This is a genomic window from Microbaculum marinisediminis (assembly GCF_025397915.1).
In the GTDB taxonomy this organism is placed as follows: domain Bacteria; phylum Pseudomonadota; class Alphaproteobacteria; order Rhizobiales; family Tepidamorphaceae; genus Microbaculum; species Microbaculum marinisediminis.
Window position 1 is genome coordinate 342,292 of sequence record NZ_JALIDZ010000003.1, and the last position, 14,184, is coordinate 356,475.

The window sequence follows — 14,184 nt, forward strand, 5'->3', positions numbered from 1 at the left end:
AGTCCGGCAGCAGAGGCGGGCGGCAATGATCGGCAAGCTCAAAGGCATCGTCGATTCCTACGGCGACGACTGGGTGATCGTCGATGTCGGCGGGGTCGGCTACCACGTGACCTGTTCGGCGCGCACGCTGTCCGCGCTCGGCCGGCCGGGCGAACCGGCGGTCGTTTTCATCGAGACGGTGGTGCGCGAGGACGCGATCCGGCTCTACGGATTTTCCGGCGAGGCCGAGAAGGAGTGGTTCCGGCTGCTGCAGAGCGTGCAGGGCGTCGGATCGCGGGTGGCGCTGGCGATCCTCGGCACGCTATCGACCGCGGATCTCGGCAACGCGATCGCCATGCAGGACAAGGCGATGGTCGCCCGCGCGCCGGGCGTCGGGCCGAAGGTCGCCGGCCGCATCGTCTCGGAGCTGCGCGACAAGACGCCGCTGGTCGGCGGCGACATGGAACTCGCCAGGGTATCCGGCGAACTCGCGGAAGGGCGGGCGGCGTCGCCGACGCGCGACGCGGTGTCGGCGCTCGTCAATCTCGGCTACGCTCAGGCCCAGGCCGGCGCGGCCGTCGCCGCCGCGCTCAAGGAAGCCGGCGAGGACGCCACGGCCGAAAAGCTGATCCGGATGGGCCTTAAGGAGCTTGCACGTTGACCGACCGCCTTGTCGCCGCCGAGGAAACGCCGGAGGACGAGGACGCCAACGCGTCGCTCAGGCCGTTGCGGCTGGAGGAGTTCGTCGGCCAGCAGCAGGCGCGGCAGAACCTGCGCGTCTTCATCGAGGCGGCGCGCGCGCGCGGCGAGGCGCTCGACCACGTGCTGTTCGCCGGCCCGCCGGGCCTGGGCAAGACGACGCTGGCCCAGATCGTTTCCCGCGAGCTCGGCGTGAATTTCCGTGCCACCTCCGGTCCGGTGATCGCCAAGGCCGGAGACCTGGCCGCGCTGCTGACCAATCTGGAGGAGCGCGACGTCCTGTTCATCGACGAGATCCACCGCCTCAACCCGGCGGTGGAGGAGGTGCTCTATCCGGCGATGGAGGATTTCCAGCTCGACCTGATCATCGGGGAGGGGCCGGCGGCACGCTCGGTGCGCATCGATCTGGCCAAGTTCACGCTGGTCGGGGCGACGACGCGGACCGGGCTCCTGACGACGCCCCTGCGCGACCGCTTCGGCATTCCGGTGCGGCTCAACTTCTACACCGACGAGGAGCTGGAGCAGATCGTGCGGCGCGGGGCGCGGGTGATGGGTGTCGCGATCTCGGACGACGGCGCCAGCGAAATCGCCCGCCGCGCGCGCGGCACACCCCGTGTCGCGGGCCGGCTGCTGCGGCGGGTGCGCGACTTCGCGCTGGTGGAGGGCGGCGGCCGGATCGACCGGGCGATCGCCGACAAGGCGCTCGCGGAGCTGGAGGTCGACGCGCGCGGCCTCGACGCGATGGACCGGCGCTATCTCTCCACCATCGCGCTCAAATTCGGCGGCGGGCCGGTCGGAATCGAGACCATCGCCGCGGCGCTGTCGGAGCCGCGCGACGCCATCGAGGAAATCATCGAGCCGTTCCTGATCCAGCAGGGTTTCATCCAGCGCACCCCGCGCGGGCGCATCCTGACGCCGCACGCCTTCAAGCACCTGGGCCTTGCCGCGCCCAGCGAGTTCGCGCCGCAGATGGGCCTGTTCACGGGCGACGACAATGACTGAGACCGCGCTGCCGATCGCCTGGCCCGATCTCGCCGGCCGTATCGTCGACGGTCGGCACGTCCTGCCGATCCGCGTCTATTTCGAGGACACCGACTTTTCCGGCGTCGTCTATCACGCCAGCTACCTGCGGTTCATGGAGCGCGGCCGCTCGGACTACATGCGGCTTTCCGGCGCCGATCACGCCGATTTGTTCGAGGGCGACGATCCGGTCGCCTTCGCGGTGCGCCGCATGACGATTTCCTACGAACGGCCAGCCGGGATCGACGATATCCTGACGGTCGAGACCCGGACCAAGGAGATGCGCGGCGCCTCGATGGTGCTGGCCCAGCGGGTCCTGCGCGGCGAGGAAGTGCTGGTCACGGCTGACGTTCAGGTCGCGCTGGTGGCGCGTTCCGGGCGGGCGCGGCGCATCCCGACCGCGTTGCGCCGCATCCTCGGCGAGGCCGTCGAGGACGAGGTTTGAGGGCATCGCGGGCGCGCCGTTAACGCCCGCCGCGCCGGCGAGTAACCAAGCGTTAACCAAAGGGAAGCTTTTCTTGGCGCAGGTGTCGGGTCGGTCCGACGCCCTCGATTTGACATAATCGGCCGCGACCAGATGCTGCATTGCACCATGCGCCGATCGTCGGCGGAGCGCCGCCAGATCCTCGTGGGAGGATCAATCGGGGCGCGGGCAAGATTCCATACCGCTTCGGATGTCCGCACTGGAGGGCACGGGGCGGGCGCGCGTTCTCCAGCGAGGTTGTTCTGATGCTCGATGTCACGACGCTGTCGTCGCCCGGCGAGGTGTCGCTCTTCTCCCTGTTCCTGCAGGCGCACATCGTCGTGAAGCTGGTCGTACTCGGCCTGATCGCCGCGTCGATCTGGACCTGGGCGATCATCTTCGAGAAGACGGTGGCCTACCGGCGCACGCGCAGCCAGATGGACCGGTTCGAGAAGGTGTTCTGGTCCGGCCATTCGCTGGAGGAACTGCACCGCAGCCTGGCTGCGCGCTCCAACGCGACGATGGAGGCCCTGTTCGTCGCCGCGATGCGCGAATGGAAACGCAGCCACGAGACCGGCGCCATGTCGATGATGGGCTTGCAGTCGCGGGTGGAGAAGGTGATGGACGTGACCATCGCCCGCGAGAGCGCGCGGCTGGAGAGCCGGCTCCTGTTCCTGGCGACCGTCGGTTCGGCGGCGCCCTTCATCGGCCTGTTCGGCACGGTGTGGGGCATCATGACGAGCTTCCAGGCGATCGCGGCATCGGAATCGACCAATCTCGCCGTCGTCGCGCCGGGCATCGCCGAGGCGCTGTTCGCCACCGCCCTGGGCCTGCTGGCGGCGATTCCGGCGGTCATCGCCTACAACAAGCTGTCGAGCGACGTCTCCAAGATCATCATGCGGCTGGAGGGCTTCGCCGACGAGTTCAGCGCCATACTTTCGCGGCAATTGGAAGAGAGAAGCTAGAGCGATGGGCGCCAGTTTTGCGGGAAACAACGGCGGGCGTCGTCGGCGGGGCCAACGCTACCGCCCGATGAGCGAGATCAACGTCACGCCGTTCGTCGACGTCATGCTCGTGCTGCTCATCGTGTTCATGGTGGCCGCGCCGCTTCTGACCGTCGGGGTGCCGATCGATCTTCCCGAATCCCAAGCCACGCCGCTGGAAGGGCAGGAGGAACCGCTGACCATCAGCGTCGACAATGAGGGTCGCGTGTTTCTGCAGGACACCGAAATCACCATCGATGAACTCGTTCCCAAGCTCACCGCCGTCGCTGAGCAGGGCGTCGAGGAACGTGTCTTCGTGCGTGGCGACCGCACCGTCGACTACGGCACCGTGATGCAGGTGATGGGCCGGCTCAACGCCGCCGGCTTCCGCCGCATCGCGCTCGTCACCGAGATGGAACAGAGCGAGCGCTGAGGATTGGCCATGCGCGTCGCCCTCTCAGTCTCGACCGTTGGACATGCCGCGATCCTCGCCTGGGGCATGATCGCGCTGCCGAACGCCGACCCCTACGAGTCGACGCCGCAGCCGCCACTTCCGGTGGACATCATCTCCATCACCGAGTTCACGCAGATCACCGCCGGTACGCGCGACGGCGACAAGGAGCTGGAGCCGACGCCGCCGAAGCCGGTGGAGAAGGCCGAGCCGGTCGAGCAGCCGAAGGCCAAGCCCGAGCCGAAACCGGAACCCTCGAAGGCGCCCGCCTCGAAGCCGGAGCCCGAGCCGGCGCCGCTGCGGACGGCCGCGCTGACGCCGGACGATCCCGCGCCCGCGCCGCTGCCGACGCCGGAGCCGCCCAAGGAAGCCGCGCCCGAACCCGAGCCTGCGCCCGAGCCCATGGCCAACGCGCCGGTGCCGCGCACGAAGCCGAAGGTGGCCGCCAAGCCGAAGCCGGCCGCGCCGGCGAAGCCGAAGACGCCCGAAGCCAAGTTCGACGCCGACAAGATCGCCGCGCTCCTCAACAAGGTGCCGGACTCCGGGGGAGGAACGATGAGCGACACCGGGTCGATCAATCCATCCCTCGGCACGGCAACGGGCACGGCCTCGACGTTGACGGTCAGCGAGATCGATGCGTTGCGCGCCCAGATCGCACGCTGCTGGAATCCGCCGGTCGGCGTCCTCGACGCCGGTCAGATGGTCGTGCGGATCGGCATGGATCTCAATCCGGACGGATCCCTGAAGGGGCCGCCGACCTTGCTCAACGCGTCGTCCGATCCGGTCTTCACCGTGGCCGCGGAAGCGGCCATCCGCGCCGTCAATCGTTGCCAGCCGTATTTCCTGCCGCCGGAGAAATACAGCTCCTGGCAGCAGATCCACATGTCCTTCGACCCACGCGAGCTGCTCGGCGGCTAGGCCTTAGGCCCATGCCCCGACCAGCCCGGAGTTTCAGTCCACAGACCTGCCGAGTGAAACGATGAGAGCATTCCTCACCGCTGCCGTCAGCCTCGTCGCCGCGCTTCTCGCGACCGCGCCGGCGCGGGCCTTGATCGAAATCGACATCACCCAGGCGAACATCCAGCCGATGCCGATCGCCATCACCGATTTCGGCGCCGGCGGCGATCCGCAGCTCGGCCAGCAGATCTCCCAGGTGATCGCCGCCGATCTGCAGCGCTCCGGCCTGTTCAAGCCGGTCGATCCGGCCGCCTTCATCGAGACGGCCGGCGGTTTCGACGCCGTGCCGAATTTCGGCAGCTGGCGCGTGATCAACGTGCAGGCGCTGGTGACGGGGCGGGTGACGAAGCAGCCCGACGGGCGGCTCAAGGCGGAGTTCCGGCTTTGGGACGTATTCGCGGGCCAGCAGATTACCGGCCAGCAGTATTTCGCGAACCCCGACAACTGGCGGCGGATCGCCCATATCATCGCCGATGCGATCTATGAGCGGCTGACCGGCGAGAAGGGCTATTTCGACACCCGCATCGTCTTCGTCGACGAGACCGGGCCGAAGGACGCGCGCGTGCGGCGGCTGGCACTGATGGACCAGGACGGCGCCAACGTGCGCTACCTGACCAACGATCCGCAGGAAATTATCCGCAACCCGCGCTTCAGCCCGTCGCGCCAGGAGATCACCTACGTGTCGCAGCCCATCGGCCAGACGCCGCGGGTCTATCTGCTCAATATCGAGACGGGCCAGCGCGAGGTCGTCGGCGACTTCCCGGCGATGACGTTCGCGCCGCGGTTCTCGCCGGACGGCCAGCGGGTGGTGCTCAGCCTGGAGCAGGGCGGCAACGCCAACATCTACGTCATGGACCTGGGCAGCCGCCGCACCACGAGGCTCACCAATACGCCGTCGATCGACACCAGCCCGTCATTCGCGCCGGATGGCCGCCAGATCGTGTTCGAGTCCGATCGCGGCGGCTCGCAGCAGCTCTACGTGATGAATGCCGACGGCACCAATCAGCAGCGCATCAGCTTCGGCAACGGCTCCTACGCGACGCCGGTATGGTCGCCGCGCGGCGACCTGATCGCCTTCACCAAGCGCTCGGGCGGCCGTTTTTCGATCGGCGTCATGCGTCCGGACGGGTCCGGCGAGCGCGTTCTCACCGAGGGCTACCACAACGAGGGGCCGACCTGGGCCCCGAACGGGCGGGTGCTGATGTTCTTCCGCGACGTGCGGGGAACCGGCGGCGGGCCGCAGCTCTGGACGGTCGATCTCACCGGCTACAACGAGCAGCGCGTCCCCACGCCGGCCTTCGGGTCGGACCCGGCCTGGTCGCCGCTGCTGAATTAACTTTGTCGAACTGGTTCGCGCGCCGGGTTAACGACGGCGCGCGTGGGAACGCGGGGGCGTTAACCACGTTTCGGAACGAGCGGTTAAGGAAAACCGTTTAGGTAAACCGTACGTGTATCCGGTCCACCGAAGGAGTTTACCGGAATGTCGAGTTTTGTGAATTTTGGCCGCGGGGCGCGCCTGGCGGTCGTTCTGGTCGCCGCGCTGACGCTTGCCGCCTGCGCCCAGAACAAGGGGCAGCAGCTTTCCGGCAACGTGACGCCGGGCAGTGCCCAGGACTTCGTGGTCAATGTCGGTGACCGGGTGTTCTTCCCCGTCGACCAGACCACGCTGACGCCGCAGGCGCGCGATACGCTGAACAAGCAGGTCCAGTGGCTGCGCCTCTATCCGAAATACACCGTGACCATCGAAGGCCATGCCGACGAGCGCGGCACTCGCGAGTACAACCTGGCGCTCAGCGCCCGGCGCGCGCAGAACACGCGCGACTACGTGGTCTCGCAGGGCATCGATCCCTCGCGCGTGCGCACGGTTTCCTACGGCAAGGAACGTCCGGTCGCGGTCTGCGACAACGAATCCTGCTGGTCGCAGAACCGGCGCGCCGTGACGGTGGTCAACAACGCGCCCGGCAGCTGACGGCCGGTCGACACAGGTCCGGATTCGGGGTTCGCGGTCCGTCGCCGGAAGGCGGCGGACCGTATTCCGTCGGCCGCGCCTAACTTTGGTCCCAGTCCGACCTATGTTATGAGCGCGTCCCTCGTGGCTTGGACATGACCCCGGATCGGCCCGCAATCATGACGTCTGTTTCCATTTTCCGCCTCTCGCGGCTCGCGCTCGTCGCCGCCAGTCTCGCCCTGTTGCCCGGCGTTGCCTCGGCGCAACTCTTCGGCAAACGCGACGGCGGCCAGGATTCCGAGATAGCGCTGCGCCTGAGCACGCTCGAGGATCAGGTCCGCCAGCTCAACGGGCTGGTCGAGCAGCAGAGCTTCCAGATCCGCCAGTTGCAGGATCAGCTGCGGCGGATGTCCGAGGATTACGAGTACCGGTTCCAAGAGCTCGGCCAGGGCGGCACCGCGAACCGGCCCGCCACGACCCTGCAGCAGCCACCCCCGATGCAGCAGCCGACGCAGCCGCTCGGCCAGGCCCCGGGACAGCCGCACATGCAGCAGGGCGGGACCACGCCCGGCACCGGGGCCCCGACGCAGACGCTCGGCCAGATTCCCGGTCGGCCGCTCGACCTGTCGTCCGCGCTCGGCGGCACGCAGGGCGGCATGGGGTCGGGCGGCACCCAGCCCGGTTTCGGCCAGCAGCCGATTCCCGGATCGTCGATGGACGCCAATCCGCAGCTCGCCGCCGCCCCCTCGGGCGATCCCAAGGACGTGTACGACCTCTCGTACGGCTACATCCTGCGTGGGGAATTCGATACCGCCGAGGCGAGCTTCCGGCAGTTTCTGCAGCAGTTTCCTAACGACCCGCTGGCCGGCAACGCGCAGTACTGGCTTGGCGAGTCGCTGTTTGCGCGCGCCATGTACCGCGATGCCGCCGACGCCTTCCTGAAGGGCTATTCCGACTATCCCGACGGGGCGAAGGCGCCGGAGAGCCTGTACAAGCTCGGCATGTCGCTGAAGGAGCTCGGCCAGGCCGACGCGGCCTGCGCGACGTTCGCCGAAATCCCGCGCCGCTATCCAAAGGCGCCGCAGGCCGTGCAGGAGCGCGCCCGCAGCGAAGCCCAGAAAAGTGGCTGCTGACCGCGATACGATTGCACTGACCGCGGCCGATGCCGATCGGCTGCTGGCGCCCTTCGCGGCCGTCGCGGGGCTCGGCCTCGCGGTCTCCGGCGGCGCCGACTCCGTCGCGCTGATGCGACTCGTGGCCGGTTGGCGGGCGCGGACCCGTCCCGATCTTCCGGTGGTCGCCTTCACCGTCGATCACGGCCTGCGGCCGGAGGCGGCCGAGGAGGCCCGGCAGGTCGCCCTGTGGGCACGAGACACCGGCCTGGAACACCGCACGCTGGTCTGGGAAGGACGCAAACCGTCCGCCGGCATCCCGGCGGCGGCGCGCGAGGCGCGCTACCGGCTGTTGGTGGAAGCCTGTGCCGAACATGGCGTGACGCACCTTCTGACCGCCCATCACCTCGATGATCAGGCCGAGACGCTGTTGCTGCGGCTTGCGCGAGGGTCGGGCGTCGACGGGCTTTCGGCGATGCCGGAGACGGCCGAGTGGCCCGGATTGACGATGCCCGGACTCATCATCGGCCGGCCGCTCCTGGACGTGCCGAAGGCGCGGCTGGTGGCGACGCTGCGGACGCTCGGCCAGGACTGGATCGAGGACCCGTCCAACGCCGATGCGCGCTTTGCCCGGGCGCGGCTGCGCGATCTCATACCTGCGCTGGCGCGGGAAGGCATGACCGCGCGGCGGCTCGCCGAGACGGCCAAACGGATGCGCCGCGCCCGCGCGGCCCTGGAGCAGACGGCGGCCGATCTGCATCGCTCGGCGGTGACCGCGGACCCGGCCGGGTTCTGCCGGCTCGACCGGAAAACGCTGCTGGCCGCGCCCGAGGAAATCGGCCTGCGCGTGCTCGCGCGGCTGCTGATGGGGGTCGGCGGCGGCGACTATGCGCCCCGGCTCGACCGGCTCGAGCGCCTCTACGCGCGGCTTGGAGCGGAGAGCGCGGGCGGCGCGGTGACGCTTTCCGGCTGCCGTATCGTGATCCGTGGCGAGGCGGCGATCGTATTTCGCGAGACGGGACGTGACGGCCTGCCGGTCGAGCGCCTCGATGGACCTGGAACGGTGGTCTGGGACCGGCGCTTCCGTCTCGATATCGGGACCGGTGCGGAGCGGCGCGCGCTGACGGTTCGCGCGCTCGGCAGCGCCGGACTCGCGCGGATCCGCGAAGGCTCCCGGCTCAGGGACATTCCCCCGGCGGCGGCCCGCGTCGCGCCGGGGGTGTTCGCCGGCGACCGGCTGGTGGCCGCTCCGCTGGTGGAAGCGGAGCCCGGGCTCTATTCGCCGGACGGGATTTCCTTCGCCTTCCTCGGCGCCGGACGCTTCGCCGCGCCGTCGGGTGACGGGATCGGGGCGAGCGGGGGCGGGACGAATTGACGCGGGTACGCGGAGCGGCGGACCCTGCGGGTCGTTTACGCCAAAACGCGATTGGATGACGCAGATCATTGGCATCTTGCGGCAAGGTGCCTAAATTAACGATTGAGAACGCTTCAAGCCGCAATATGTCTGCCGAAACATCGGCTGCGACGCCGGGGCTCACGGGTCAGTCAGGACACAGATGAACGCCAATTTTCGTAATTTCGCTCTGTGGGTGATAATCGGACTTCTCCTTATCGCCCTCTTCAACCTGTTCCAGAACCCGGCGCAGCGCGGGACCACGAACGAGATGAGCTATTCGCAGCTTCTCTCGGAGGTGTCCGAAGGCCGCGTGCGCGCGGTGACGATCTCGGGCCAGCAGGTGACCGGCACGCTGAACGACGGCCGCACCTTCCAGACCTACCTGCCGGACGATCCCAACTTCGTCACCAAGCTTGAGGACAAGGGCGTCTCGATCAGCGCCAAGCCGCAGTCCGAGGACGTGCCCTCGCTGCTCGGCGTGCTGGTGTCCTGGTTCCCGATGCTGCTGCTGATCGCCGTGTGGATCTTCTTCATGCGCCAGATGCAGGGCGCGGGCGGCAAGGCGATGGGCTTCGGCAAGTCCAAGGCCAAGCTCCTGACCGAGGCCCATGGCCGCGTCACCTTCGAGGACGTCGCCGGCGTCGACGAGGCCAAGGAAGACCTCGAGGAGATCGTCGAGTTCCTGCGCGATCCGCAGAAGTTCCAGCGCCTGGGCGGCCGCATTCCGCGCGGCGTGCTGCTGGTCGGCCCTCCCGGCACCGGCAAGACGCTGCTGGCCCGGTCGGTCGCCGGCGAGGCTAACGTGCCGTTCTTCACGATTTCCGGTTCGGACTTCGTCGAGATGTTCGTGGGTGTCGGCGCGTCGCGTGTGCGCGACATGTTCGAACAAGCGAAGAAGAACGCGCCGTGCATCATCTTCATCGACGAAATCGACGCCGTCGGCCGCCATCGCGGCGCCGGCCTGGGCGGCGGCAACGACGAGCGCGAGCAGACGCTGAACCAGCTGCTGGTCGAGATGGACGGCTTCGAGGCCAACGAGGGCATCATCCTGATCGCCGCGACCAACCGTCCCGACGTGCTCGATCCCGCGCTGCTGCGTCCCGGCCGTTTCGACCGCCAGGTCGTCGTGCCGAACCCGGACGTCACCGGCCGCGAGAAGATCCTCAAGGTCCATGTCCGCAAGGTGCCGACCGCGCCGGACGTCGATCTCAAGGTCGTCGCGCGTGGTACGCCGGGCTTCTCCGGCGCCGACCTCGCCAACCTCGTCAACGAGGCGGCCCTGCTGGCTGCCCGCCGCTCCAAGCGGCTGGTGACGGCGGCCGAGTTCGAGGACGCGAAGGACAAGGTCATGATGGGCGCCGAGCGCCGCACCCTCGTGATGAGCGACGAGGAAAAGCGCCTGACCGCCTACCACGAGGCCGGCCACGCCCTGGTGGCGCTGCACATGCCGGCGTCCGATCCGATCCACAAGGCGACGATCATCCCGCGCGGCCGGGCACTCGGCATGGTCATGCGCCTGCCCGAGCGCGACCAGATCTCGCTGACGCGGGCGAAGTGCTACGCCGACCTTGCCGTGGCGATGGGCGGACGCGTCGCCGAGGAGCTGATCTTCGGGCACGAGAAGGTGACGTCGGGCGCCTCCGCCGACATCCGCATGGCGACCAAGCTGTCGCGGGCGATGGCGACCCAGTTCGGCATGTCCGACAAGCTGGGCCCGCTGATGTACGGCGAGAACGAGGAAGAGGTGTTCCTCGGCCATTCGGTCGCGCGGCAGCAGCACGTCTCCGACGAGACCCAGAAGCTGGTCGACGAGGAGATCAAGAACTTCGTCAACACCGGCTACGAGACCGCCAAGACGGTGCTCACCGAGAACCTCGACGATCTGCACGCGATCGCCAACGGTCTGCTCGAGTACGAGACGCTGTCGGGTGACGAGATCCGCAACCTGCTCGACGGCAAGCCGCCGATCCGCGACGTCGATGTCGATACGACGTCCAAGCCGAAGTCGTCGGCGGTGCCGAAGGCGGGCAAGTCACAGCGCGGCGGCGAGGAGCCGGGCGCGGGCGGCATGGAGCCGCAGCCGCAGGCCTGAGGTCCGCATAGGCTACCGAAACGCATCGAAATCAGGCGGCGGCCTCTCCGGAGGCCGCCGTTTTCGTTTCTGGCCGCGCGGCGCGGCGAGCGTCGCAAAGGGCGCGAGGCTCTCGTAGGCACGGGCGGCCCGCAGGACGAGATCGTCGCGGCGCGGCGGTCCCACGATCTGCAGCGCGACGGGCAGGCCGCTTTGCGAAAAGCCGCACGGCACCGAGGCGGCCGGCTGCTGCGTCAGGTTGAACGGATAGGTATAGGGCGACCACGCCAGCCATTCCTCGCCGAAGCGTCCGTCCGGCGGCGTCACGACGCCGGCCTCGATTGCTGGCACCGGTATCTGCGGCGTGAGCAGCAGGTCGTAGCGGTCGTGGAAGTCGATCATCGTCTGTGCCAGTTCAACCCGGCGGCCTTGCGCGGCGAGGTAGTCCGCGAGCGAATAGCGTCGTCCGGCCTCGGCGATCCGCAGGAAGCCGGGGTCCATCTCGGCGCGTTCGGCCGCAGGCACCCCGTCGACGATCGTCGCGGAGACCGCGTACCAGATCGTGCGCAGCAGGTCGGTCGGGTCGGCGAAACCGGGGTCGACTTCCTCGACGATGGCGCCGAGTTCGGTGAATCGCGCCGCGGCCTTCGCGGCCGCCGCTTCGACATCGGCATCGAGGTCCCGGACATAGCCGAGCCGCGGGCTCCAGGCGATGCGCAGGTTCGCGACGCCGTCACAAAGGCCGATGCGGTAGTCGGGGGGCGGCGTGTTCCATGCGGTGGTGTCGCGCGCGTCGGGCGCGCCGATCACGCTCAGCATCAGGGCGGCATCGGTGACGGTGCGTGTCATCGGTCCCAGGTGGGCCAGGACGTTGAAGGCCGAGGCGGGATAGGCCGGCACCCGGCCGTAGCTCGGCTTGAGACCGAAGACGCCGGTGAAGGCGGCGGGAATCCGGACCGAACCGGCCCCGTCGGTGCCCAGATGCAGGACGCCGAGATTGAGCAGCGCCGCCGCGGCGGCCCCGCCCGAAGACCCGCCGGGGGTGCGCGACAGGTCCCAGGGATTGCGGGTGACGCCGGTCAGCGGTGAATGACACGCGCCGATCCAGCCGAATTCCGGCATCGTCGTCTTGCCGACGAACACCGCGCCCTGCTCGCGCATCCGCGCAACCGCCGGCGCGTCGCGGGACGCGGGCGTGCGCGGGGTTGTCAGCGAGCCCTTGCGCGTCGGCAGGCCCTCGACGTCGATCAGATCCTTGATCGTGACCGGAACCCCGTCGAGCAGTCCTTTCGGTGCGCCTTTCGCCCAGCGCGCCTCGGACGCGCGCGCATCCGCCATGGCGCGGTCGGCGTCGACGCGCACGAAGGCGTTGATGTCCGGCTCGAACCGGGCGATCCGGTCGAGAATGTCGGCGACGACGGCGACAGGGGACAGCGCCTTGCGGCGATAGAGGGCCAGGAGCGCCTCGGCGTCGAGTTCGGCGATTTCGGTGCTGTCCATCGGGCGAAGTCCCTCCGTTTGGCGCGTTATCGAGGGTTCCCGGACGGGTGCGGGGGCTGTCGGGTTCCCCGTTTCCCCCGGATTTCCGGCGTGACGCGTTTACCAAGCATCGACAAAACGACCGTTCGTCCTTATGGGCTCTGCAACACTCGCTTATGATTTTTGAACGCTTACGGGCTAGCTTGACGGCATACTATGGCTCGACAAGAGGCCCTCTGTCTCGGCGGACAGCAACGGCTAACAAACGGGGATGCGACCGATGTCGCGTAAATATTTCGGAACCGACGGCATTCGCGGGCTGGCCAACAGCTTTCCGATCACGCCCGAAATCGCGCTGAAGGTGGGGATGGCCGCCGGCATCGCGTTCCGGCGCGGCACGCACCGCCATCGCGTTGTGATCGGCAAGGATACGCGCCTGTCGGGTTACATGATCGAGTCGGCGATGGTCGCCGGGTTCACGTCCGTGGGCATGGACGTGTTCCTGCTTGGACCGATGCCGACGCCGGCGGTCGCGATGCTGACGCGGTCGCTGCGCTGCGATCTCGGCGTGATGATCTCCGCGTCCCACAACGCCTTCCAGGACAATGGCATCAAGCTGTTCGATCCGGAAGGTTACAAGCTGACCAACAGCGCGGAAGAGCAGATCGAAACGCTGATCGAGTCCGATCTCACCGAATATCTCGCCGACTCCTCGGCGCTCGGGCGGGCGAAGCGGATCGAGGGCGTGCATGCGCGCTACATCGAATTTGCCAAGCGTACGCTGCCGCGGGAGCTCCGGCTCGACGGGCTTCGCGTCGCGCTCGACTGCGCCAACGGCGCCGCCTACCGGGTCGCCCCCGACGCGCTCTGGGAGCTCGGTGCCGAAGTGGTCTCCATCGGTGACGAGCCGAACGGCTTCAACATCAACAAGGAGTGCGGCTCCACGGCGCCCGACGCGCTGTGCCGCAAGGTGCACGAGGTTCGGGCCGACATCGGGATCGCTCTCGACGGCGACGCCGACCGCGTGATCATCGCCGACGAACAGGGCCGTATCGTCGACGGCGACCAGCTGATGGCCGTCGTCGCCCAGTCGTGGCACGAGGACGGCCGGCTTTCGCGGCCGGGTATCGTCGCCACCGTCATGTCGAACTACGGGCTGGAACGGTATCTGTCGAATGTCGGCCTCGAGGTCGTGCGCACGCCCGTCGGCGACCGGCACGTGATCGAGGCGATGCGCGACGGCGGCTACAATGTCGGCGGCGAGCAGTCCGGCCACATCATCCTGTCCGACTACGCCACCACCGGCGACGGTCTCGTCTCGGCGCTTCAGCTCCTGGCCGTGGTGGCCCGGTCCGACAAGCCGGTCAGCGAGGTCTGCCACCGCTTCGAGCCGCTGCCGCAGCTGTTGCGCAACGTGCGCTACAAGAACGGCAAGCCGCTGGAGCGCAAGGAGGTGAAGCAGGCGATCGAGGAGGGCGAGAGCCGTCTCGCCGGCGCCGGCCGCCTGGTGATCCGTCCTTCGGGCACCGAGCCGGTGATCCGCGTGATGGCGGAAGGGGAGGATTCCCGGCTGGTGGAGTCCGTCGTCGCCGATATCGTCTCCGTCCTGGAAGGGACGGCGTAGCG

13 protein-coding genes are annotated in these 14,184 nt (G+C 68.4%); 12 read left to right on the forward strand and 1 reads right to left on the reverse strand.

The annotated features are described in order from the left end of the window. Positions 1-25 precede the first annotated feature (25 nt). From ruvA to ftsH, 11 genes are all read left to right on the forward strand, one after another. Positions 26-640 (forward strand): Holliday junction branch migration protein RuvA, encoded by a 615-nt coding sequence (gene ruvA / locus MUB46_RS07710; RefSeq protein WP_261615305.1) that lies wholly within the window; start codon positions 26-28, stop codon positions 638-640. After that, on the forward strand, positions 637-1,680 hold the full coding sequence (gene ruvB / locus MUB46_RS07715) for a Holliday junction branch migration DNA helicase RuvB (RefSeq protein WP_261615306.1): 1,044 nt from the start codon (positions 637-639) through the stop codon (positions 1,678-1,680). Before ruvA ends, ruvB begins: the two co-directional genes overlap by 4 nt. After that, positions 1,673-2,143, forward strand: coding sequence for a tol-pal system-associated acyl-CoA thioesterase (ybgC, locus tag MUB46_RS07720; RefSeq protein ID WP_261615307.1), 471 nt, complete (start codon positions 1,673-1,675; stop codon positions 2,141-2,143). The genes ruvB and ybgC overlap by 8 nt, the downstream gene beginning before the upstream one ends. A 284-nt stretch (positions 2,144-2,427) precedes the next feature. Next, the gene (gene tolQ / locus MUB46_RS07725) at positions 2,428-3,126 is read left to right on the forward strand and encodes a protein TolQ (protein WP_261615308.1); all 699 of its coding nucleotides are present in this window, start codon (positions 2,428-2,430) and stop codon (positions 3,124-3,126) included. A 4-nt stretch (positions 3,127-3,130) separates the two neighbouring features. Further along, positions 3,131-3,577: a protein TolR gene (gene tolR / locus MUB46_RS07730; protein ID WP_261615309.1), complete on the forward strand. Its 447-nt coding sequence runs from the start codon at positions 3,131-3,133 to the stop codon at positions 3,575-3,577. 9 nt (positions 3,578-3,586) lie between these two features. Then, positions 3,587-4,513 carry a cell envelope integrity TolA family protein gene (locus MUB46_RS07735; RefSeq protein WP_261615310.1) on the forward strand — a complete coding sequence of 309 codons (927 nt, stop codon included), beginning with the start codon at positions 3,587-3,589 and terminating at the stop codon, positions 4,511-4,513. A gap of 61 nt (positions 4,514-4,574) precedes the next feature. After that, the gene (tolB, locus tag MUB46_RS07740; RefSeq protein WP_261615311.1) at positions 4,575-5,888 is read left to right on the forward strand and encodes a Tol-Pal system beta propeller repeat protein TolB; all 1,314 of its coding nucleotides are present in this window, start codon (positions 4,575-4,577) and stop codon (positions 5,886-5,888) included. A gap of 144 nt (positions 5,889-6,032) precedes the next feature. Further along, positions 6,033-6,521, forward strand: a complete 489-nt coding sequence (gene pal / locus MUB46_RS07745; RefSeq protein ID WP_261615312.1) for a peptidoglycan-associated lipoprotein Pal — start codon at positions 6,033-6,035, stop codon at positions 6,519-6,521. A gap of 158 nt (positions 6,522-6,679) precedes the next feature. Further along, positions 6,680-7,633 carry a tol-pal system protein YbgF gene (gene ybgF, locus MUB46_RS07750; RefSeq protein WP_261615313.1) on the forward strand — a complete coding sequence of 318 codons (954 nt, stop codon included), beginning with the start codon at positions 6,680-6,682 and terminating at the stop codon, positions 7,631-7,633. Then, positions 7,623-8,987 (forward strand): tRNA lysidine(34) synthetase TilS, encoded by a 1,365-nt coding sequence (gene tilS / locus MUB46_RS07755; RefSeq protein ID WP_261615314.1) that lies wholly within the window; start codon positions 7,623-7,625, stop codon positions 8,985-8,987. The genes ybgF and tilS overlap by 11 nt, the downstream gene beginning before the upstream one ends. Before the next feature lie 181 nt (positions 8,988-9,168). Beyond that, positions 9,169-11,100, forward strand: a complete 1,932-nt coding sequence (ftsH, locus tag MUB46_RS07760; protein ID WP_261615315.1) for an ATP-dependent zinc metalloprotease FtsH — start codon at positions 9,169-9,171, stop codon at positions 11,098-11,100. A 12-nt stretch (positions 11,101-11,112) separates the two neighbouring features. On the opposite strand, the gene MUB46_RS07765 is transcribed toward ftsH, so the two are convergent. After that, positions 11,113-12,579 (reverse strand): amidase, encoded by a 1,467-nt coding sequence (locus tag MUB46_RS07765; protein WP_261615316.1) that lies wholly within the window; start codon positions 12,577-12,579, stop codon positions 11,113-11,115. 259 nt (positions 12,580-12,838) lie between these two features. Between MUB46_RS07765 and glmM the strand changes: the two genes are divergently transcribed. Further along, on the forward strand, positions 12,839-14,182 hold the full coding sequence (gene glmM, locus MUB46_RS07770) for a phosphoglucosamine mutase (protein ID WP_261615317.1): 1,344 nt from the start codon (positions 12,839-12,841) through the stop codon (positions 14,180-14,182). Positions 14,183-14,184: the final 2 nt, after the last annotated feature.

What these genes read in the sequence shown, in the direction of transcription:
- ruvA (WP_261615305.1), top strand. Translation starts at nt 26, where the DNA reads ATGATCGGCAAGCTCAAAGGCATCGTCGATTCCTACGGCGACGACTGG.
- ybgC (WP_261615307.1), top strand. Translation starts at nt 1,673, where the DNA reads ATGACTGAGACCGCGCTGCCGATCGCCTGGCCCGATCTCGCCGGCCGT.
- tolQ (WP_261615308.1), top strand. Translation starts at nt 2,428, where the DNA reads ATGCTCGATGTCACGACGCTGTCGTCGCCCGGCGAGGTGTCGCTCTTC.
- tolR (WP_261615309.1), top strand. Translation starts at nt 3,131, where the DNA reads ATGGGCGCCAGTTTTGCGGGAAACAACGGCGGGCGTCGTCGGCGGGGC.
- MUB46_RS07735 (WP_261615310.1), top strand. Translation starts at nt 3,587, where the DNA reads ATGCGCGTCGCCCTCTCAGTCTCGACCGTTGGACATGCCGCGATCCTC.
- tolB (WP_261615311.1), top strand. Translation starts at nt 4,575, where the DNA reads ATGAGAGCATTCCTCACCGCTGCCGTCAGCCTCGTCGCCGCGCTTCTC.
- pal (WP_261615312.1), top strand. Translation starts at nt 6,033, where the DNA reads ATGTCGAGTTTTGTGAATTTTGGCCGCGGGGCGCGCCTGGCGGTCGTT.
- ybgF (WP_261615313.1), top strand. Translation starts at nt 6,680, where the DNA reads ATGACGTCTGTTTCCATTTTCCGCCTCTCGCGGCTCGCGCTCGTCGCC.
- ftsH (WP_261615315.1), top strand. Translation starts at nt 9,169, where the DNA reads ATGAACGCCAATTTTCGTAATTTCGCTCTGTGGGTGATAATCGGACTT.
- MUB46_RS07765 (WP_261615316.1), bottom strand. Translation starts at nt 12,579, where the DNA reads ATGGACAGCACCGAAATCGCCGAACTCGACGCCGAGGCGCTCCTGGCC.
- glmM (WP_261615317.1), top strand. Translation starts at nt 12,839, where the DNA reads ATGTCGCGTAAATATTTCGGAACCGACGGCATTCGCGGGCTGGCCAAC.